18 protein-coding genes are annotated in these 19,473 nt (G+C 70.4%); 7 read left to right on the top strand and 11 right to left on the bottom strand.

The window, feature by feature from the left end:
- Positions 1–35 precede the first annotated feature (35 nt).
- Together VFL28_14605 and VFL28_14600 are read left to right on the top strand one after the other, a co-directional pair.
- Positions 36–914 (top strand): acetamidase/formamidase family protein, encoded by an 879-nt coding sequence (locus VFL28_14605; GenBank protein ID HET7265893.1) that lies wholly within the window; start codon positions 36–38, stop codon positions 912–914.
- A complete protein-coding gene (locus VFL28_14600; protein ID HET7265892.1) occupies positions 911–2,020 on the top strand; it encodes a mandelate racemase/muconate lactonizing enzyme family protein in 1,110 nt (369 codons plus the stop codon). Before VFL28_14605 ends, VFL28_14600 begins: the two co-directional genes overlap by 4 nt.
- On the opposite strand, the gene nth is transcribed toward VFL28_14600, so the two are convergent.
- The 3 genes from nth to nifJ form a co-directional block, all read right to left on the bottom strand.
- Complete coding sequence (gene nth, locus VFL28_14595) at positions 2,004–2,693, bottom strand: endonuclease III (GenBank protein HET7265891.1); 690 nt, start codon at positions 2,691–2,693, stop codon at positions 2,004–2,006. The genes VFL28_14600 and nth overlap by 17 nt on opposite strands.
- Before the next feature lie 99 nt (positions 2,694–2,792).
- On the bottom strand, positions 2,793–3,815 hold the full coding sequence (locus VFL28_14590) for a dihydroorotate dehydrogenase-like protein (protein ID HET7265890.1): 1,023 nt from the start codon (positions 3,813–3,815) through the stop codon (positions 2,793–2,795).
- A gap of 9 nt (positions 3,816–3,824) precedes the next feature.
- Positions 3,825–7,463 (bottom strand): pyruvate:ferredoxin (flavodoxin) oxidoreductase, encoded by a 3,639-nt coding sequence (gene nifJ / locus VFL28_14585; protein HET7265889.1) that lies wholly within the window; start codon positions 7,461–7,463, stop codon positions 3,825–3,827.
- Between the two features lie 256 nt (positions 7,464–7,719).
- On the opposite strand from nifJ, the gene VFL28_14580 reads away from it, so the two are divergent.
- Genes VFL28_14580 through VFL28_14570 form a run of 3 tightly spaced genes read left to right on the top strand, consistent with a single transcriptional unit; the run spans position 7,720 to position 9,558 of the window.
- Positions 7,720–7,938 carry a hypothetical protein gene (locus VFL28_14580; protein HET7265888.1) on the top strand — a complete coding sequence of 73 codons (219 nt, stop codon included), beginning with the start codon at positions 7,720–7,722 and terminating at the stop codon, positions 7,936–7,938.
- Positions 7,931–9,307 (top strand): amidohydrolase family protein, encoded by a 1,377-nt coding sequence (locus VFL28_14575; GenBank protein HET7265887.1) that lies wholly within the window; start codon positions 7,931–7,933, stop codon positions 9,305–9,307. Before VFL28_14580 ends, VFL28_14575 begins: the two co-directional genes overlap by 8 nt.
- Positions 9,304–9,558: a DUF2945 domain-containing protein gene (locus tag VFL28_14570; protein HET7265886.1), complete on the top strand. Its 255-nt coding sequence runs from the start codon at positions 9,304–9,306 to the stop codon at positions 9,556–9,558. The genes VFL28_14575 and VFL28_14570 overlap by 4 nt, the downstream gene beginning before the upstream one ends.
- Here VFL28_14570 and VFL28_14565 read toward each other — a convergent pair.
- The 6 genes from VFL28_14565 to VFL28_14540 all read right to left on the bottom strand — a co-directional run bounded on the left by VFL28_14565 (position 9,555) and on the right by VFL28_14540 (position 15,734).
- On the bottom strand, positions 9,555–12,320 hold the full coding sequence (locus VFL28_14565; GenBank protein ID HET7265885.1) for a GNAT family N-acetyltransferase: 2,766 nt from the start codon (positions 12,318–12,320) through the stop codon (positions 9,555–9,557). The two genes, VFL28_14570 and VFL28_14565, sit on opposite strands and share 4 nt — an antisense overlap.
- 16 nt (positions 12,321–12,336) lie before the next feature.
- Positions 12,337–13,026: a CBS domain-containing protein gene (locus tag VFL28_14560; GenBank protein HET7265884.1), complete on the bottom strand. Its 690-nt coding sequence runs from the start codon at positions 13,024–13,026 to the stop codon at positions 12,337–12,339.
- A 108-nt stretch (positions 13,027–13,134) separates the two neighbouring features.
- Complete coding sequence (locus VFL28_14555; GenBank protein ID HET7265883.1) at positions 13,135–13,803, bottom strand: response regulator transcription factor; 669 nt, start codon at positions 13,801–13,803, stop codon at positions 13,135–13,137.
- A 144-nt stretch (positions 13,804–13,947) separates the two neighbouring features.
- Entirely contained in the window at positions 13,948–14,637 is a 690-nt protein-coding gene (locus VFL28_14550) for a CBS domain-containing protein (protein ID HET7265882.1), read from the bottom strand.
- Positions 14,638–14,656: 19 nt separating this feature from the next.
- Positions 14,657–15,175 carry a universal stress protein gene (locus VFL28_14545; protein ID HET7265881.1) on the bottom strand — a complete coding sequence of 173 codons (519 nt, stop codon included), beginning with the start codon at positions 15,173–15,175 and terminating at the stop codon, positions 14,657–14,659.
- 121 nt (positions 15,176–15,296) lie between these two features.
- Positions 15,297–15,734: an OsmC family protein gene (locus VFL28_14540; protein HET7265880.1), complete on the bottom strand. Its 438-nt coding sequence runs from the start codon at positions 15,732–15,734 to the stop codon at positions 15,297–15,299.
- A 277-nt stretch (positions 15,735–16,011) separates the two neighbouring features.
- Between VFL28_14540 and VFL28_14535 the strand changes: the two genes are divergently transcribed.
- Positions 16,012–16,755, top strand: a complete 744-nt coding sequence (locus VFL28_14535; protein HET7265879.1) for a divergent polysaccharide deacetylase family protein — start codon at positions 16,012–16,014, stop codon at positions 16,753–16,755.
- 38 nt (positions 16,756–16,793) lie between these two features.
- On the opposite strand, the gene VFL28_14530 is transcribed toward VFL28_14535, so the two are convergent.
- Both VFL28_14530 and VFL28_14525 read right to left on the bottom strand, forming a co-directional pair.
- The gene (locus VFL28_14530) at positions 16,794–17,873 is read right to left on the bottom strand and encodes a YncE family protein (GenBank protein HET7265878.1); all 1,080 of its coding nucleotides are present in this window, start codon (positions 17,871–17,873) and stop codon (positions 16,794–16,796) included.
- Between the two features lie 130 nt (positions 17,874–18,003).
- Positions 18,004–18,432, bottom strand: a complete 429-nt coding sequence (locus tag VFL28_14525) for a Fur family transcriptional regulator (protein ID HET7265877.1) — start codon at positions 18,430–18,432, stop codon at positions 18,004–18,006.
- Positions 18,433–18,674: 242 nt separating this feature from the next.
- On the opposite strand from VFL28_14525, the gene VFL28_14520 reads away from it, so the two are divergent.
- Entirely contained in the window at positions 18,675–19,460 is a 786-nt protein-coding gene (locus VFL28_14520; GenBank protein ID HET7265876.1) for a zinc permease, read from the top strand.
- The last annotated feature ends 13 nt before the right edge of the window (positions 19,461–19,473 follow it).

Below are 19,473 nucleotides of genomic sequence, written 5' to 3'. Positions count from 1 at the left end.
TTCACCGGTTTGCGCCGCAGACGTACCACACCACGATGGCGACGCGCGACGCGGCGCTGGTGGTCGTTTCCGGCGACACCGTCGTCACGACCACCGTCGACGCGCGCGGCCAGGATGCGTCCGGGAAACAGGTGACCGCGCGGGGGAACCCGCAGACCGGTCCGTTCTTCGTCGAGGGGGCCGAACCCGGAGACCGCCTCAGCGTGCGGCTCGAGGTGCTGCGGCCCAACCGGCGCTGGGGATGGAGCGCCACGGCGATCGCCCCGAACGTCCTCGATCCCGAGGCCGTCGCGGAAGCGCCGCAGCCGGTCCTGGGACGCTGGGACGTCGACGTGGAGGCGGGTACCGCGACGCTGCTCGAGCCGGAGACGCGCCTCGGCCGGCTCACGCTGCCGATCGCGCCGATGGTGGGGTGCTTCGGCGTCGCCCCGGCGGGCGGCCAGGCGATCTCGACGGCGACCTCCTCGACCCACGGCGGCAACATGGACTACCGCGGCTTCGTGGAAGGCGTGACCGCGCACTTTCCGGTGTTCGCGCCCGGCGCGCTCTTCTACATCGGCGACGGCCACGCGGTCCAGGGCGACGGGGAGATCGTCGGGACCGGCGTCGAGATCTCGTGCGACGTGCGCTTCACGCTTACGCTCGTGAAGCGCGCGTCGATCGCGTGGCCGCGCGGCGAGACCGCGGGCGAGATCTTCACGCTCGGCAACGCGAGACCACTCGACCAGTGCGTGCAGCATGCGACGACCGAGATGGTGCGCTGGCTCGTCGACGCATACGGGTTCGACGCCCGCGGCGCGCATCTGCTCCTCGGCCAGGCGGCGCGCTACGACCTCGCCAACGTCTACGATCCGGCTTACACGATGGTCTGCCGCCTCTCGAAGCGGCTGCTGCCGGCCGCGCGGACGGCATGAAGATCGTCCGCGTCGAGGTCTACGGCCACGACCTCCACTACATCCACGGGACGTACGTGATGTCGGGCGGGCGCGAAATCACCGCGCTGCCGAGCACCGTCGTTCGGGTGATCGCCGACGAGGGCGCGGAGGGGTGGGGGGAGGTCTGCCCCCTCGGGACCACGTATTTGCCGGGCTTCGCGGAGGGCGCGCGCGCCGCGATCCGCGAGATGGCCCCCGCGATTCTCGGCGCGGATCCGCGGCAGCTGGGCCCCGTGCGGGACCTGCTCGACCGGGCGCTCGCCGGGCACGCCTACGCGAAGAGCCCGATCGACGTGGCGTGCTGGGACCTCCTCGGTCAGGCGGCGGGCGTGCCCCTCGCGTCGCTGCTCGGCGGCCGGCGGCAGGACCGGTATCCGCTGTACTTCGCGGTGCCCCTCGGCGCACCGGCCGAGATGGCCGCCTACGCCGCCGCGCGGCGCGCGGAAGGCATCCATCGGTTTCAGCTCAAGGTCGGCGGCCGGCCGCACGACGACGTCGCCCGCGTGCAGCGCGTGCTCGAGGCCACGGGCGACGACGACGTCGTCGTCGCCGACGCGAACGGCGGCTGGCAGCTTCAAGACGCGATCGTGGCGGCGCGCCTGCTCGACGCGCTGCCCCGCGTCTACCTCGAGCAGCCGTGCCGGACGCTCGAGGAGTGCCTCGCCGTGCGCCGGCACACCACGCTGCCGATGGTGCTCGACGAGGTCATCACCGACGTGCCGTCGCTGCTGCGCGCCCACGCGGCCGGCGGCCTCGAAGCGTTCAACCTCAAGATCAGCAAAGTCGGCGGCCTCACGACGGCGCGGCTCCTGCGTGACCTCGCCGACTCACTGGGGCTGCGCGTCACGATCGAGGACACGTGGGGCGGCGATCTCGTGACCGCCGCCGTCAGCCACCTCGCGGCGAGCACGCGGGCCCGCACGCTCTTCACCGTGTCCTTCATGAACGACTGGGTGAACGAGCACCTCTGCGGCTACGAGCCGCGCTCGCGGCAGGGCGTCGGCGCCGCGCCGTCGGGTCCGGGCCTCGGGGTGCGCGTGGACCGCTCGCTGCTCGGCGCGCCGCTCTTCACCGCCGCCGCGTAGCGGTGTAGTCGCACCACCGCCGGATCGGACACACTTCGCAACGCGGCCGCCGCGCCGTGCAGACCTCGCGGCCGTGCCGCACCAGGAAGCGGTGCAGCGGCCCGTAGCGCGCCGGCGGGATCAGCGCTTCCATCCAGGCGTGCGCGTCTTCAGTCGACATGCGCGGCGGAATCAGCCCGAGCCGCCGGCCGACGCGGTCGACGTGGGTGTCGACGGCGAAGGCGGGCTTGGCGAGCGCGAACTGCATGACGATCGCTGCGGTCTTCGGCCCCACGCCCGGCACGCTGCGCAGCCACGCGCGCGCCTGCTCGCGCGGCCACCGGCGGAGGAACGCCAGCGAGAGCCGGCCGCGCTCCGCCGCCAGGCGGCGCAGCACCGCGTGGATCCGCGGCGCCTTGAGGGACGCCAGCCCCGCGGGCCGGATCGCCGCCGCGATGCCCGCCGTGGACGCCGCGCGGACCGCCTCCCAGGTCGGATATCGCCGGCGCAGCTGTGCGTAGGCCCGGCCGCTGTTCACGTCGCTGGTGTGCTGCGAGAGGATCGTGCCGATGAGCGCCCCGAGCGGATCGCGCTTCCGCCACGGCCGCAGCCGGTAGCCCCGCCGGAGGACCCGGTCGACCGCCGCGGCCCTGCGACGAAGCCGGGTCGGCGGCCGCGTCATCTCGTTTTTCATGCCGCCCGCTCTTCAAGATGCGACGTGGCCCGCACCTTCCGGCTTCGGAAGCCGGGCCGTCGGGTTAGGGTGCGAGCCGCGTATCGGACTTCGTTTGAACTAGCGCCCGACGAGCCGGAGCGACGGCGTCGCGTTCCAGGCCTGCAGCACGCGGACGTAGTTGGCGCGCTCGAAGGCGGCCGGATCGGGACAGCGCTCGAGGTTCAGGCTCCCCCGCATCTGCCGCAGCGAGACGTATTCGTGCGCGTCCATCCAGGCTTCCATCTCCCGGCGGACGACGCCGAGGTACTGCGGGCCGCGCAGCAGCAGCGCCGAGACGAGCTGGACGGCGTCGGCGCCGGCCATCACCGCCCTGATCGCGTCCAGCGCGGTGTGCACGCCCCCCGTGACGGCCAGCGAGGCGCGCAGGCGGCCCGACAGAATCGCCAGCCAGTGGAGCCGCAGCGGCAGTTCCGTGCCGGTGGAGAGCGCAAGCCGCGGCGCCACGTTGAGCGATTCCGGGTCGATGTCCGGCTCGTAAAAGCGGTTGAACAGGACGAGCCCGTCGGCCCCCGCGGCGTCGATTTCCGACGCGAAGTGCGCCATCGCGGAGAAAAACGGCGACAGCTTCACGGCCACGGGGATCTTCACTTCGGCTTTGACTGCGCGCAGCAGCGTGAGCAGGCGGCGCTCGACGGCGCCCGCCGTCTCCCGCGGGTCGGTGGAGATGTGGTAGACGTTGAGCTCGAGCGCGTCGGCCCCGGCCTCCTCGATGCGGCGCGCGTAGCCGAGCCACCCGCCGGCGGAGGTGCCGTTCAGCGACGCGATCACCGGCAGGCCGACGGCGGCTTTGATGCGCGCGATCTGCGCGAGGTACTGCTCGGGGCCGAGCGCAAAGTCGCTCGGCCGCGGCAGATAGGAGAGGGCCTCCGCAAACGAGTCGGCGTGCGCCTCGAGATGGTGGACCGTGGCAAGCTGCTCGCGGACGAACTGCTCCTCGAACAGCGAGTGCATGACGATCGCCGCCGCGCCGGCGTCGGCCAGGCGCCTGACGGTGTCGAGATTGTCCACCATCGGCGAGGCGCCCGGCATCAGCGGACTGCGCAGGCGGAGGCCGAGATACGTCGTGGAAAGGTCCGCCATGAGCGCCTCCTAGTCGGCCGCCGTCGCCGAGGGCGCGGCGGCGTCGCCGCCGGTCCCCGCGGCCGGGACGGCGTTGAGATGAGCCAGTTGCTCGTAGAGCCGGTACTTCACCTGTACGTCGTGCCGGATCTCTTCCAGCAGCCGGCGCGCCCGCTCCGGGTCCGCGCTCTCGACCATGCGGAACCGGGTCTCGTTGTAGAGGAACCGTTCCAGGTCTCCTTTCGGCGGAGCGGAGTCGAGGATGAGCGGGTTCTTGCCCTCCGCCCCGCGGCGGGGATCGTACCGGAAGAGGGGCCAGTAGCCGGTCTCCACGGCGAGTTTCTGCTGCTCGGCGCCGTGCACCAGATCGTACCCGTGCGCAATGCACGGGCTGTAGGCGACGATCAGCGACGGGCCGGGGTAGGCGTCCGCCTCGAGCAGCGCGTGCACGGTCTGCGTGTCCTTGGCCCCAAACGCCACCTGCGCCACGTAGACGTTCCGGTAAGTCATCGCCAGGAGCGCCAGATCCTTCTTGGGCGTCGCCTTGCCGGCGGCGGCGAACTTGGCGGCGGCGCCGCGGGGCGTCGCTTTGGACTGCTGGCCGCCGGTGTTGGAGTACACTTCCGTGTCGAGGACCAGGATGTTGACGTCGCGTCCCGAGGCCAGCACGTGGTCCAGGCCGCCGTAGCCGATGTCGTAGGCCCACCCGTCGCCGCCGACGATCCACACGCTCTTGTACACCAGGTAGTCCGCGACGCGCTCGAGCCGGCGCGCGTCCGGCGCGGCCAGGTCCGCGCAGCGCCGCCGCAGCAGCGCTACCCGCGTCCGTTGCGCCGCGATGCCGGCGTCGGTTGTCTGATCGGCGGCGAGCAAGTCACGGGTCAGGTCGGTGCCGAGGGCCGGCGCAAGCCGTCCCAGCAGCCGGCGCGCCCGCGCGGTGAGCCGGTCTACGGCCAGCCGGAAGCCGAGCCCGAACTCCGCGTTGTCCTCGAAGAGCGAGTTGGCCCAGGCCGGGCCGCGGCCGTCGCGGTTGACGGTGTACGGAGTCGTCGGGAGGTTCGCGCCGTAGATGGACGAGCAGCCGGTCGCGTTGGCGATGAGGACGCGGTCGCCGACGAGCTGGGTCAGCAGCTTGAGATACGGCGTCTCACCGCAGCCCGCGCAGGCGCCGGAGAACTCGAAGAGCGGCGTCCGAAACTGCGACTCCTTGACATCGTGCTTGAGGCGCGCGGGGTCGGGCGCCGGCAGCGTCAGGAAGAACTCCCAGTTCTCCCGCTCGGTCTCGCGCAGCGGCGGCTGCGGCGCCATGTCGATCGCCTTGTGCCGGGGGTTGGTCTTGTCCTTCACCGGGCAGACCGCGACGCACAGGCCGCATCCCGTGCAGTCCTCCGGCGCCACCTGCAGCGTGTACCGGTAGCCCGTGAAGTCGAGTCCCCTGTAGTCGGTCGACTTGAACGACGCCGGGGCCCCGTCGAGGTGAGCCGGCTCGTACAGTTGGGCCCGGATGACCGCATGCGGGCAGACGAAGGCGCACTTGTTGCACTGGATGCAGATCGCCGGATCCCACACCGGGATTTCCTGCGCGATGTTGCGTTTTTCCCACCGGCTCGTTCCGACCGGCCACGTGCCGTCCGGTGGAAACGCGCTGACGGGCAGGAGATCGCCCTGATCGGCCAGCATCAGTCCGGTCACGCGCCGGACGAAGTCGGGCGCGGCATCCGGCAGCAGCGACGGCCGTCCCCGGGCGGCCGTGACCTGTGACGGGACCGCGACCTGATGCAAGTGCGCGAGCGTCTCGTCGACCGCCTGCCAGTTCCGGCGCACCACCTCGTCGCCGCCGGAGCCGTAGGATTCCCGGATCGCGTCTTTGATCTTTGCGATCGCCTCGTCGCGCGGCAGCACCCCGGAGATGGCGAAGAAGCAGGTCTGCATGATTGTGTTGATCCGGCCGCCCATTCCCGTCCGGCGCGCGACGTCGAGCGCGTCGATCACGAAGAACCGCAGGCGCCTGCCGACGATCTCGCTCTGCACTTCGCGGGGGAGGTGATCCCAGACCGCGTCCGGCCCGTACGGCGCGTTCAACAGGAAGACCGCGCCGGGAGCGGCGTACCGCAGGACGTCCCGGCGCTCCGTGAAATGGAACTGGTGGCAGGCGACGAAGTTGGCGCGGCGGATCAGATACGGCGACCGGATGGGGCGCGGACCGAACCGCAGGTGCGACACGGTCATCGCCCCCGACTTCTTGGAGTCGTAGACGAAGTAGCCCTGCGCGTAATTGGCCGTGTGCTCGCCGATGATCTTGATCGAGTTCTTGTTCGCACCTACCGTCCCGTCGGCGCCGAGCCCGAAGAACACCGCGCGGGTCACATCGTCCGGCTCGATGTCCCACTCGGGATCGAAGGGCAGCGAGAAGCCGGTGACGTCGTCGGTGATTCCGACCGTGAAGTGGCGCTTGGGGTGCGGCTTCGCCAGTTCCTCGAACACTGCCCGGACCATCGCCGGCGTGAACTCCTTGGAGGAGAGGCCGTACCGGCCGCCGATCACGACCCGGACTCCCGCCGGCGCGGCGCCGTCCGGCGCTTCGTGCAGCGCGGTGACGACGTCGAGGTAGAGCGGCTCGCCCACGGCGCCGGGTTCCTTGGTCCGGTCGAGGACCGCGACGGCGCGCACGGTGCGAGGCAGCGTTGCGATAAAGTCGGCCACCGAGAACGGCCGGTAGAGGCGCACCGTAACCACGCCGACCTTCTCGCCGCGTTCGCGCAGCCGCTCCGCCGTCCCGACGGCGGTCTCCGCCCCGGAGCCCATGATCACCAGCACCCGCTCGGCCGCGGGATCCCCGGCGTAGTCGAACAGATGGTACGCGCGGCCGGTGAGCCGCGCGAACGCGTCCATCGTCTCCTGCACACGCTGGGGGCAGGTGAGGTAGAAGGGATTCGCCGCCTCGCGTGCCTGGAAGAACACGTCCGGATTCTGGGTCGTTCCGCGCAGCACGGGGCGATCCGGGGTCAGCGCGCGGGCCCGATGCGCCTCGATGAGGTCTTCCGGTATCATCGTCCGCAGATCGTCGTCGGTGAGGAGCTCGACCTTCGCGATCTCGTGCGACGTCCGGAAGCCGTCACAGAAGTGGAGGAACGGCACCCGGGCCCGGAACGCGGCGCTGTGGGCGATGCAGGCGAGATCGTGCGCCTCCTGCACCGACCCGGAGGCGAGCATGGCAAACCCGGTCTGCCGGCAGGCCATCACGTCGGAGTGATCGGCGAAGATGGACAGCGCGTGGGTGGCGACGGTCCGGGCGGCCACGTGCATCGTGAACGCCGTGAGCTCGCCCGCGATCTTGTACAGGTTGGGGAGCATGAGCAGCAGGCCCTGAGAGGCGGTGAAGGTGGTCGTGAGCGCGCCGGCCTGCAGCGCGCCGTGGACGGCGCCGGCGGCGCCGCCCTCCGCCTGCATTTCCACCACCTGGGGGACGGCCGTCCAGAGGTTCGTTCGGCCCTGAGCCGCCCACTCGTCGGCCAACTCACCCATCGGCGAGGCAGGGGTGATCGGATAGATCGCGATGACTTCGTTCAGGCGGTAGGCGACGGATGCGATCGCCTCGTTGCCGTCGATCGTGGAGACCGGGCGAGCGGACGTGCGGACGGCGCGCCCGGTGGCGGGGCTCACCAACATCGGACTTTTCCTTTCTCGGTTGCGTCGCGCGCCTGTACGCGCTCGCGGTGGAACTCCTCGTAGGTTCATGAAGCAAGACGAGCGCAAAGGCTGTCTCGGGCTCATGATAGGCGTGGGGCGGCGGCGTCCACCATCGGACCCCAAATTGATCCTCCATCCGCTCCCGTCCCGATGAGGCCGCCGGCCGGCGGCAGGAGTCGGCTCTCCCGCTGACGGACCTCCGCGGTGTGCCGATCCACCCGGGCACGGACGGCAAATGAAGGATCACCGCGCGGAAGACGGCGAGTCGGGGGCGGTGCGGCTGGGGCGGCCGCCCCAAGCGGCGGCCGACTCGCACGACTATCCGCGCATTATGGGGATCACGATCGTCGTCGCCGCGGCCGTCGTCGGGATCAACCTGCTGACCGACCTCAGTCATGCGCTCATCGACCCGAGAATCGCTCCCGGCGCCGGGGGCGGAGAGGCGCGTGGCTGAGTACGACCTCCTCGTTACCGGCGCCGACGTCGTCACGCCGGCGGCGGTCCGGCGGTTGGACATCGCCGTGCGCGGCGGCCGTGTCGCGGCGCTCGGCGTCCCGGGGACTTTCGGCGACGCGGACCGCGTCATCGACGCCGCGGGCGGGGTGGTGCTGCCCGGCGTGATCGACCCGCACGTGCATTGCCGGATCCACAGCCACCACGTCGACGACCTGCCCACCGTGCTGGAGGCCGCGGCGGCCGGAGGCGTGACCACGGCGCTTGTCCATCTGCTGCCGGCGGCCACGGTGGCGGCGACGCCGCTCGATCTGCTCCAAGAGTTTCGGGACCTGGGAAGGCGCGAGGCGCCGATCGATTTCTCGTTTCATGCCTGGCTGCCCGAGCGGCCGGGCACGCTCGAGCAGATTCCCGAACTTCTTGCCGCGGGCCTCCCGTCGTTCAAGTTGTTTTGCGCGTACAAGTCGATCGGGCGAATGGCCTCGGACCCGTTTCTCGTGCGGGCGATGGACGCGATCGCCCGGCAGGGCGGGATGCTGCTGGTGCACGCGGAGGACGGGGACATCATCGACTTCCGCATCGCCGCCCAGCGTGCGCGCGGCCGGGTGGGCGCCGCGGACTACCTCTGGACCCATCCGGACGAGGCGGAATGGGTGGCGGTCGCCAAGACCCTCGGCTACGCCCGCGCGACGGGGTGCCCGCTGTATGTCGTGCACGTCAGTACGCCGCGCGGGGTTGACCTCATCGAAGACGCGCGGCGGGCCGGGCAGCGGGTGTGGTCCGAGACCTGCGTGCAGTACCTCGAGCTCACCGACGAGCTGTTGGCGTCGTGGGGCCCGCTCGCCAAGATCAGCCCGCCGCTGCGCGACGCGGCGGCGAACGAGGGGCTCTGGCGCCATCTCGCCGCGGGACGCATCGATGCGGTGGGCTCGGACCACTCGCCTCACTCGCGTGAGACCAAGGCTCCCGGCTATCGCGACATCTTCGACGCGTGGTACGGCGCGCCGGGCGTGCAGACGCTGCTGCCCGTGATGTGGGACGCCTTCCGGCGCCGGGGGCTTCCGCTGCCGTTGCTGGCCCGGGTGATGAGTGAGGAGCCGGCGCGCATATTCGGGCTCGACCGCAAGGGGGCGATCGCCCCCGGGTTCGACGCCGATCTCGTGATCGTCGATCCGGACGCTGAGACGGAACTCCGCAGCGCCGACCAGATCGGCCGTGCCGGCTATACGCTGTACGAAGGCCGCCGTGTGCGCGGCCGGCTCACGGCGGTGCTGCGGCGCGGCGACGTGCTGGTGGAGGACGGCGTCCTGCGCCGCCGCGGCGGCGGGCGTTTTGTGGCCCGTCGGCCGGCCGGGAGCGCGCCGGCGTGATCCGACCGTTTCGTGCCGGAGATCACGTGGAGTGGAACTCGGAGGCCGGCCGGGTTCGGGGCCGGATCGTCCAAAAGATCACGTCACCGATTGTGTTCAAAGGCTACCGGCGCCACGCGTCGCGCGAGGAGCCCCAGTACCTCATCAAGAGTGACAAGACCGACCACGTCGCGATCCACAAGGGCACGGCGCTGAAGAAGGTCCGGGGCCGCAGAGGCCGCCCGCATGCGTCGAAGCCTCTTGAGCGCTAGGACCGGGTCACGGGAGCGCCGCCCCGGCCGTTCGCCGGCGGCGTCCGGCCGAGGAGCGGTATCGCCTCCACCCGCTCGACGCGCACCCGGACGTCCACGATGGTGGCGCCCCGGTCGTGGACGATCACCGGGTTGCAGTCCAGTTCGGCGATCTGCGGGAGATCGTCCACCATCGCGCCGATCCGGACCAGCAGGTCCGCCAGGGCGTCCACGTCGGCCGGCGGCCGTCCCCGCACCCCGGCCAGCGCCGGCGCAATCTTGAGATCGGCGATCATCTCGTGCGCGTCGCGTTCGGTGAGCGGCGTGAGCCGCACGGAGACGTCCCGCAGAACCTCCACCAGCGTCCCGCCGGCGCCGCAGGCCACGACGGGCCCGAAGCGCGGGTCGTGCACGACGCCCACGATCATCTCGATCCCCGGCGCGGCCATCGACTGCGCGACCCACCCGGTCGCGTGGAGGCCCGCCGCGGTCACGGCGCGGCCCATCTCCGCGGCGGCCGCCCGTACCGCGTCGGCGTTCGCGAGACCGAGCCGTACCGCGCCGGCGTCGGTCTTGTGGAGGAGGTCGGGGCCGGTCGCTTTGAGCGCCACGGCGCGCGCTCCCGTCTCCCGCATCAACGCCTCCGCGGCCGCGACGGCTTCGTCCGGCGTCGCCGCGACCCGCTGCGGGACCAGCGACACTCCGTAGGCGCCCAGCAGCGCCTCGCTCTCGCCGGCGGTGAGCCAGCCGGCGCCGCGGTTCAGAGCCGAGGCGACGACGGCCGCCGCGTCCCGGCGCCGGACGTCCGCGAGCACGGGCAGGGGCGCCGGCGGACGCGACCGCCACACGCCGTAGCGCGCCACCCGCGCGAGCGCGATCCCCGCCGTTTCCGGGAAGACGAACGACGGCAGGCGCACGTCGGGCGCCCTCAACGCGTCGGGTACGCCGTGCGCCGACATGAAGACCGGGATGATCGGCTTCGCACCGGCGATCTCGCGCGCCGCCTCGACGAGGGCGCGGGCGACGTCGGCGGCCTCGGTGACAAGCGGTGGCACGAAGATGACGATCAGGGCGTCCACGTTGGGGTCGGCGGCGACGATCGCGATCGCCTTGTGGTACTGGTCCGCGGTGGCGGCGGCGATCATGTCGACCGGGTTTTCGACGCTCGCCTCGGCCGGCAGTACCGCGCGCAGCCGCGCCTGAGTCTCCTCGCCGAAGGCCGGCAGCACCAGACCCTCGGCCTCGCAGTTGTCGGCGCAGAGCACGCCGGCGCCCCCGCCGTTGGTGATGACGGCGACCCGGTTGCCCGCCGGCACCGGCTGGTTCGCGAGGAGCGAGGCGACGTCGAACAACTCCTCGAGCGTATCGGTGCGGATGACGCCGGCCTGCCGGAACAGCGCGTCGACCGTTACGTCGGAGGCGACGAGCGCGCCGGTGTGCGACGAGGTCGCGCGCGTCCCCGCGGGCGACCGCCCACTCTTCACGGCGACGATCGGCTTCGTCCGCCCCACCCGTCGCGCGATCCGGGCAAACCGGCGCGGATTGCCGAACGACTCGAGGTACAGCAGGATGACGTCCGTGCCCGGATCCGTCTCCCAGTAGTTGAGCAGATCGTTGCCGGAGATGTCGGCCTTGTTGCCGACGGACACGAACGTCGAGAGCCCGAGGCCGAGCGACGCGGCGTAGTCGATGATCGCGAGCCCGAGCGCGCCGCTCTGCGTCGAGAACGCCACCCGCCCCGCCGGCGGCATCTGCGGCGCGAAGGTCGCGTTGAGCCGCACCGCGGGGTCGGTGTTGAGGAGTCCCATGCAGTTCGGGCCGACCAACCGCATGCCGTTCGTCCGGCAGATGCGGAGCAGCTCGGCCTGGCGCGCCCGGCCCTCGGCGCCGCCCTCGCCGAACCCCGCGGAGATGACGACCAGCGCGCGGACACCTTTCTCCGCGCACTGCGCGGCCACGTCGCAGACGTAGGCCGCCGGGACCGTGACCACCGCGAGGTCTACGGGACCGGGGATGTCGCCGACGGTGCGATAGGCCGGCACGCTCTGCACGACGGGCGCCGACGGATTGACGGGGTAGACGGGGCCTTCGAACCCATCGCGCAGGAGATTGTGGAAGACCTCTCCGCCGATGGTCCCCCGCCGCCGCGACGCGCCGATCACCGCGACCGCGCGCGGCGCGAAGAAGGCGCGCAGCGCGTTCTGCGCCGCGATCTGGTCCCGCCGCTCGAACCGGGAGAGCGCCTCCTCGGTCAGCGACGTTGGAAATGTGACCATCAGCTCCCAGCCGCTGTAGTGAACGTCGACCGGGAAGCCCGCCTCCCGGAACACTTCGATCATCCTCAAATTGTCCGGCAGCACGAGCGCCTGGAACGTATGAATCTCGCGCCCCGCGGCGATCTGCGCGAGCTGGCCGAGCAGGATGGTGGCGATGCCGCGGCCCTGGTAGGCGTCCGCGACGGCGAACGCCACCTCGGCGTGGTCGCCGTCGACGGTGCTGTAGGATGCCTCCGCCACGATTTCGTCGTGCGGGCCGTGGGTTCCGACGAGACTGACCCGCCGCACGTGGTCCGCGGCCACGTCGCGCCGCACCTGCTGGACGAGCGCCGCGTCCGACAGCGGAGAGAAGAAGCGCATGAGCCGCGCGTCCTCGGACAGGGCCGCGTAGAACGCCAGCAGCCTCGATTCGTCGTCGGGACGGATGGGACGCACGTGGAGTGTGGAGCCGTCGCGCAGCACGACGTCTGTCTCGCGCGAGGCAGGGTACGCGACGGTCGCGGGCACCGCACCCGTGTCCATCTTAGAACGCGACCCGGCCGAGGGCGAGGTCGTCGCGGCGGTAGGCGAGGTGGTCGGCGTGTACGGCCACCACGCCGTCGACCGAGCGGATCCACTTCACGAGCAGCGCCCAATCGCTGTGCCGGTCCACCGTGCCGGTCGCGGTGACGACGCCGTTCGCGCACGAGAGCGTGAGGGCCGCGGGATCGATGTAGAGCTCCCGCGCGAGCGTCTCCCGGACCGTCTGCAGAATGCTCTCGTCGCTGCGCAGAAAGACCTTCAAGACGTCCGCGCGCGTCACGATGCCGGCGAGGCGGCCCTCGCGCAGGATCAAGATGCGGTTGATGTCGTGCCGGAGCATCAGGTGCGCGAGCTCCTGGACGTTGGTGTCCTCGGCGGCCGTGATGATGTTCTCCGTCATGACGTCGCGCGCGACAGTGCCGGTCGCCTTGCGGTACCGCCCGAGCATGCGCTCGAGCCGGAGCGACCGGCCGTGCCAGGTGAGGATCGGCGGTTCCGGAATTGGGCGATCCTCCTTTTCGAGGAGGTCGGCTTCGGTCACGACGCCGAGGACGCGTTCGTCCTCGTCCACGACCGGCAGGCCGCTGATCCGGGACCGCAGCATCGTCTCCACAATCCGGCGCACGGGAGTATCCGCGCCCACCGTAACGACGGGACTCGACATGATCTCACGAGCCGTCACGTGCCGCATAGCGAGCCCTCCTCGGAACCGGCCTTCTGAACGGAGTATCGCATGCGCCGGGCGTCCGGCCCATCGGGCCGGGGCATGAAAGCGCGGTCGGGCCGTGAACGGAGGAGGTTAGGGCTCGATGAGGCCCTTGCGGATCGCGTACCGGACGAGCATCGTGCGGTCGTGCAGGTTGAGCTTCTCCATGATGTGGGTGCGGTGCGTCTGGACGGTCTTGACGCTGATGTACAGCTTCTGGGAGATCTCCTGGTTGGTCGCGCCCTCCGCCACCAGCGTGAGGATTTCGCGTTCTCGCTCGGTGAGGCCGTCGTAACTCTCGCGGCCTTCGCCGGTCTCCAGGCGCTTCAGATAGTCCGCCACCACCGCCTTCGCGATGGACGGGTAGAGGAACGCCTCCCCGCGCCGTGCGGCGTGAATGGCCTGCACGAGATCGGTGGCCGCGGCGCGCTTAAGGACGTACCCGGAACCCCCGGCCTTCAGCAACTGAAAGACGTAGGTATCGTCGGCGTGCATCGTGAGCGCGAGCGTGTGCACGTTCGGCAGGGCCGCCTTGATCTGGCGCGTCGCCTCGATGCCGTTGATGCCCGGCATGCTGATGTCGAGCACCGCGACGTCGGGCTTGAGCTTCTTGGCCATCTCGACCGCCTGCAGGCCGTCCTCGGCCTCGCCGACGACCTCGATGTCGGGCTCGTTGGTGAGGATCATCTTGACGCCCTGGCGGACGATCGCATGATCGTCGGCCAGGAGCACCCGAATTTTCGCACGGGCCGGTGCCGGCACCGGAGCCTCCTCCCCATCGTTCGCGTGTCTGTCCGATTGTATCATGCCCGCGCGATCCCTCCAGCGTATTTGGCCCAGGCTACCAACGCAATCAGGCGTTCGCATCGGGCGAACGCCTGATTGGGCCTCGATTCTCGACCCGGTCTAGCGCAGGCTCTCGGTCCTCACCGGAATGCGGCGCTCATCGATCGAGTACCGGAGACCCCGGTCTTCGACGTCGACAACGCCTTCGGTCTTCGCGGCCCACCGCCGCACGAGCTCGGCGTCGGCGTGGGTGTCCACCGTGCCGGCGAGGGTCACGATGCCGTTCCGGCACGAGATTTGCAGCGCCTCCGGATCGATCCACAGCTCGTGCGCGATCCGCCAGCGCAGATCCGTCTCAATCGCCGCGTCCGGCCGGACCACGGTGCGGAGAATGTCCGCGCGGGTCACGATGCCGACCAGCCGCCCGGTCTCGACGACCGGGACGCGGTTGATGTCGTAGGCGATCATGAGGTGCACGAGCTCCTGCACGGTCGCGTCCGGGCCCGCGGTCACGACGCGGGTGGTCATGAGATCGGCCACCGCACGCGCCGTCGGCTTGGACGACCCGTCCAGCGCCTTTGACAGCGCGGTCAGCAGCCGGGGCAGCCCGCCCTCCGCGTCCGCGCCGGCGGCGCCGTCGATCTTTTCCATCACGTCGGATTCCGACACCACGCCTATCAGCATGCCGCCGCGGTCCACGACCGGCACCCCGCTGACGCGGTGCGCGACCATAAGTTCCGCCAAGTCCTTGAGCGGCGCTTCGGGGTGGATGGTGACGACCGGGGTACTCATCAGCTCGCGCGCGCGCATGGGACGGCCTCCTCTCGATCTACGATGCCTTGGCGGCGGCGGTGAGCTCGCGGGCCGTCTCCGGCGTCGCGGCGGTCCACATCTTCGCCGGGCCGCGCACCATCATCACGGGGCACGACGCGTGCCGCACGACCGCCTCGGCAACGCTGCCGAGAACGGCCCGCCTGACGCCGGTCCGGGCGTGCGTGGCCATGACGATCATCGTCGCCTGCAGCGACTCGGCCACGGCGGCGATCTCCTCCTCGGGGTGCCCGACGGCGACGAACTCGTGCAGCCGTACGGTCCGGCGCGCCTCCGCCGGTACGAACGTCGTAAACCACCAGCGCAGGTACACGCGCCCTTCGTCCATCTGCTGGTCCACAAACTTACCCTGGTCCAGGCCCTCCTCGACTTCCCGCGGCAGGATCACCCGGAGCAGGACGAGGGTGGCATCCAGCCGGCGCGCGAGGTCCGCGGCGAACCGCGCGGCCCCGACGGAGGCCTGCGAGAAGTCGGTCGGTACGAGCACTACGGGTCCGGTCAGCGGCGTCGTCATCATGCATCCCTCCCAACAATCCCAGACCAGCGTACCGGGGGAAGGGGGCGGGGCCTATCCGCCCTACGCTCGATTCGGCATAGGCTCCGTATCGGACTTTGCCATGGCATCATGAGTGTTCTCATCAACTGACCGCGGGTAGCGGCGCGACGCCGGTGTCGATGACGTCCGTCTGATACGTGATGGGCACCGCCTTGCGCAGCATCGCCGAAACGGAACAATATTTTTCCTGCGAGAGCGCGACCGCTTTCTCGACCTGCTCGCGGCGGAGACCGGGCCCCGCGGCGGCATAGCGCAGGTGGATCGCCGTCAACACCTTGGGATGTGTATCGGCCCGCTCCGCCGTGACGTCGATCGTGAACCGGTCCACGGGCGCGCGCATCTTTTGGAGGATCGGGATGACGTCCATCCCGGTGCAGCCGGCGAGCGCCATCAGCAGCGCCTCCATCGGCGTAGGGCCGCCCGCCGTCCCACCGTGCGGCGCGTCCATGACGATTCCGAGGGCGTCCGGAGTGACGGCTTCGAACCGCATGCCGGACGCCCACCGTGCTTCGATTCGCATGATCTCACCTCGTCTCTGCGGATACGGCCGGCCGGAGGCGTCCGCCGCGGCGGACGGCACGTGTTGCAGGAAGGCGGCCTCCGGGAGGACACCCTCGAATCCCGGGTCTCGTCGCTGACGACCTTCGGCGCTACTCCCTTGGGTATGACTCTAGGCGGCTCGAGGGAAGCGGGTTATCGGGCCGCGGGCCGATTGAAGATCGGGCGGCCGACCGATCGCCCGGGCGGGAGCGTGTCGCGCGGTTTGAGCGGCGGGCGGAGTATGGCATAATACGCACGTGAGAAGGCGTCGGCTCTGCGCGGTCGTGTTGCTTTTGTCGGTGTGGACGGCGCTCGGGGGCGCCGCCGCCGCGCCCCCTCATCCCCGGGTCGCGATCGTCTTCGAGCACGCGGGCGCCAGCCTGGCGGACCTGCAGCCGATCTACGCGATGCACCGGCCGTTCTCGCTCGGCATCTACCCGCACATGCGGTACTCCGCACAGATCGCGCGCGAAGCGGCGTTGCACGGCCTCGTGCCGATGCTCCATCTGCCTCTGGAGTCGAACAATCCGGCGGATCTTGGCCCGGTGACCGGCATCGTCTGGGTACGCATGAGCGACGCGGAGATTACCCGGGTCGTCGAAGGCGACCTGGCCGGCGTCCGCGGCGTCGTGGGCGTCGACAACCACGGCGGTTCGCGGGCCACCACGGATCCGCGCGTGATGCACGCAACGCTCGCGGTCATCAAGGCTCGCGGCCTCTGGTTCGAGGAGAACCGGGAGACCCCGCGCTCTATCGCGACGATCGTCGCGCGCCAGATGGGCCTCCGGACGATCCCGGAGACCACGCCCCTCGACGACCCGCCGGCCGGCATCGCCGGTAAGCTCAGGGTGTTGATCGCCACGGCCAAGCGGCGGGGATGGGCGGTGGGGGTGGGGCACATCGTCACCGGAACGCCGCAGGTCGTCCGGCGTCTCCTGCCGGAGTTCGATCAGGCCGGGGTCGAGATCGTTCCGGTCACGCAGTTTATCATCGCCCCGTAGCGCCCGGGCCGCCGCCGCGGGGGGTCAGATCCGGGAAATCAACGGAGAATGCCGGTGTGGCCGAGACAGAACCGGCCGGGCTGCGGCCAGACCGCCAGGCCATGCGGTTCGGCTCCGACGGCGATCTTGCGCACGTCACCGTTCGCCGTGTTGATCGCGTAGACCACGTCGTCGAAGCGGCCGGACAGCCAGAGATACCGTCCGTCCGCGCTGACGTTGCCCATGTCCGGGCTGCCCCCGCCGGGGATCGGCCACCGCGCGACGACCTTCCGGGTTGCGAAATCGATCACCGACACGCTCCCGTCCTTGCTGTTGCGCGGCCCGTGGATCTGATTCGAACCCCGGTTCGCGACATAGAGCTTCGTGCCGTCCCGGCTGGGATAGAGGCCGTGGGTGCCGACGCCGGTGTGGATGAAGCCGATCTGCTTGAAGGCGTCGCCGTTGATCACAAAGACGCCGTCCGCGCGCATATCGGCGACGTAGAAAGTGCGTCCGTCGGGCCCCGCGCGCACGTCCTGCGGCATTCCGGGAATGCCGTTGGCCGGCCGTTCGAGCGGCAGCGCCAGATAACCGAGGACCCGGCGGTGCATCGTGTCGACCTTGGCGATGCGGCCGTTGAACTCGCAGGTGAAGATCGCGTAGCGGCCGTCGATCGAGTAGTCGGCGTGGTTGATGCCGGCGCATTGTGGAACGCTCAGCGACCCCTGCAGCGCCATCGTGTGTGGGTCGCGGAAGTCGAGCCGCCGGTGCGCCTCCGCCACGACGATCGCGGACTTGCCGTCGGGAGTGAAGTACAAATTGTACGGATCGTCCACCCGCAGGGCGCGTCCGGGCTTCCCGGTGCGCGGATCGATCGGCGTCAGGCTGCCGTCGGTGCGCCCTTCGGCGTTATTGGTCACCCACAAGGTCCGGAGATCCCACGAGGGCACGACGTGCTGGGGGCTGCGGCCGACCGGGAACCGGTCCACCACCGTGAGGGTGGACGGATCGATTACATACACATCGTCCGACCGGAGGTCGGGCACGTAGACGCGCGGCGGGTCCTTCGCGACCGCCGGAGCGATTTTGCCGCTCGCCGTCTCGCTGAAGATGTTGTGCGGATCGACGACGGGCGGCATGCCGGGGACCGTGGTCACGCCGGGACTCTGCGCGCGCGCCAGCGCGGCGGCCAGTCCTACCGTGCAGGCGAGCGCTGCTGCGAGCGCGATGAGACGGTCTACGGGAGCCCGTGTCAACGCAGAGCGGTGGTCATCCTTTTGCGCAGGCGCCGCAGCGTCCGTGCACGATCAAGGATGCGCCGTGCACGTCGAAGCCGCGGGCGGCGTTTCGAACCAGCGGCATCAGCACGGTCGGATCCACCGGCAAATCCACGACGCGCCGGCACGTGTCGCACACGAGGTGGCCATGCGGAGTGGTGTTCTGCTCCCAGTGGACCGCTCCTCCAGGGAGCGGCAGCGGGGCCGCCAAGCGAAGGCGAGCCAGTTCGTGCAGAATCGCATACACCGTCTTGAGCGCAATGCTCGGGACGGCGCGGCGGATTCGTCCGTGCAGGCCCTCGGCGGTCGGATGACCGTCGGCGCGCTCCAGCGCCCGGAAGACCGCCATACGCTGCGCGGTGATGTTGCGGCCGTGTGCCCGGAACGCGGCCACCGCCTGGGTTGTGGAAAACCGTCCCACCGGAGAAATTGCCACCTTTTTACCGGCGCCAGATTGTAACGATCGGCGCGGGACCATGTACCGCAAGGGCTGGCGCCAGCCGGCCCATCCGACCCTTGACGGCCATTGTTGACCATAGCACTCTAGAATCCGCCTGCGCAAGTCTGTTCGCGTCTGCCGCGCGTGGACGCACCGGGCCGCGGGCCGGCGCGCCGCGTACGGTCGACGCGGCGTAATCCGGGTTCCGTCGGAGGGTAGGAGGCATGTCAATCTGGCAGACGACCGCGCTCGGAGCGCTGGCCGGGTTCACCATCTACCTGGGGCTTCCGGTCGCGCGGCTCGGGACAAGGACGCGAGGCCTTCAGAATTTTCTCAACGCGCTCGCGATCGGCGTGCTGCTCTTTCTCATCTGGGACATCTTGTCGAAGGCGCAGGAGCCGATCGACGAAGCCCTCAAGGGCGCCATGAAATCGGGCCACTGGAACGTCTTCGTCTCTCTCGTGATCATGCTGGTGCTGGGCCTGCTCCTGGGTCTCGTCGGATTGGTCATGTTCGCCGACACCGCGCGCCGGCGGTCGGCGGCTCGAATCCCGGCCGCGCAGCAGTTGACGCTGTTGGTCGCCGCCGGGCTCGGACTCCATAATTTTTCGGAGGGCCTCGCGATCGGCCAGGCGGCCGCGACCGGCGCGATCGGGTTCGCCATCATCCTTATCATCGGCTTCGGGCTGCACAACGTCACGGAGGGGTTCGCGGTCGCCGCGCCCGTGGCCGCGGCGGGCGAGGTGCCTTCGTGGTCGTTCCTCGGCCTCGCCGGGCTCATCGGCGGCGGTCCGACGTTTCTCGGCACGGTGATCGGCTACCGCGTCAACTCGCCGCAGGCGTTTGTGCTCTTCCTGGCGCTGGCCTCGGGTGCGCTGTTCTATGTGATCGGCGAGATGTTCGCCGTCGGCCGCCGCTTCCATCAGCCCCCGGCCGCCGCGTGGGGCATCCTCATCGGGTTTCTCGCGGCGTACGCGACGGACTTGATTTTGACCATCGGGGGCGCGTAGCGTCGCGTCGGGC

Source organism: bacterium (assembly GCA_035691305.1).
Lineage (GTDB): Bacteria > Sysuimicrobiota > Sysuimicrobiia > Sysuimicrobiales > Segetimicrobiaceae > DASSJF01.
This window is presented reverse-complemented; position numbering and strand designations above follow the sequence as displayed.

Bases quoted from the DNA above. Each gene is read 5' to 3' on its own strand.
- VFL28_14605 (HET7265893.1), top strand. From the start codon at position 36: ATGGCGACGCGCGACGCGGCGCTGGTGGTCGTTTCCGGCGACACCGTC.
- VFL28_14600 (HET7265892.1), top strand. From the start codon at position 911: ATGAAGATCGTCCGCGTCGAGGTCTACGGCCACGACCTCCACTACATC.
- nth (HET7265891.1), bottom strand. From the start codon at position 2,693: ATGAAAAACGAGATGACGCGGCCGCCGACCCGGCTTCGTCGCAGGGCC.
- VFL28_14590 (HET7265890.1), bottom strand. From the start codon at position 3,815: ATGGCGGACCTTTCCACGACGTATCTCGGCCTCCGCCTGCGCAGTCCG.
- nifJ (HET7265889.1), bottom strand. From the start codon at position 7,463: ATGTTGGTGAGCCCCGCCACCGGGCGCGCCGTCCGCACGTCCGCTCGC.
- VFL28_14580 (HET7265888.1), top strand. From the start codon at position 7,720: ATGAAGGATCACCGCGCGGAAGACGGCGAGTCGGGGGCGGTGCGGCTG.
- VFL28_14560 (HET7265884.1), bottom strand. From the start codon at position 13,026: ATGCGGCACGTGACGGCTCGTGAGATCATGTCGAGTCCCGTCGTTACG.
- VFL28_14550 (HET7265882.1), bottom strand. From the start codon at position 14,637: ATGCGCGCGCGCGAGCTGATGAGTACCCCGGTCGTCACCATCCACCCC.
- VFL28_14545 (HET7265881.1), bottom strand. From the start codon at position 15,175: ATGATGACGACGCCGCTGACCGGACCCGTAGTGCTCGTACCGACCGAC.
- VFL28_14540 (HET7265880.1), bottom strand. From the start codon at position 15,734: ATGCGAATCGAAGCACGGTGGGCGTCCGGCATGCGGTTCGAAGCCGTC.
- VFL28_14530 (HET7265878.1), bottom strand. From the start codon at position 17,873: ATGCCGCCCGTCGTCGATCCGCACAACATCTTCAGCGAGACGGCGAGC.
- VFL28_14520 (HET7265876.1), top strand. From the start codon at position 18,675: ATGTCAATCTGGCAGACGACCGCGCTCGGAGCGCTGGCCGGGTTCACC.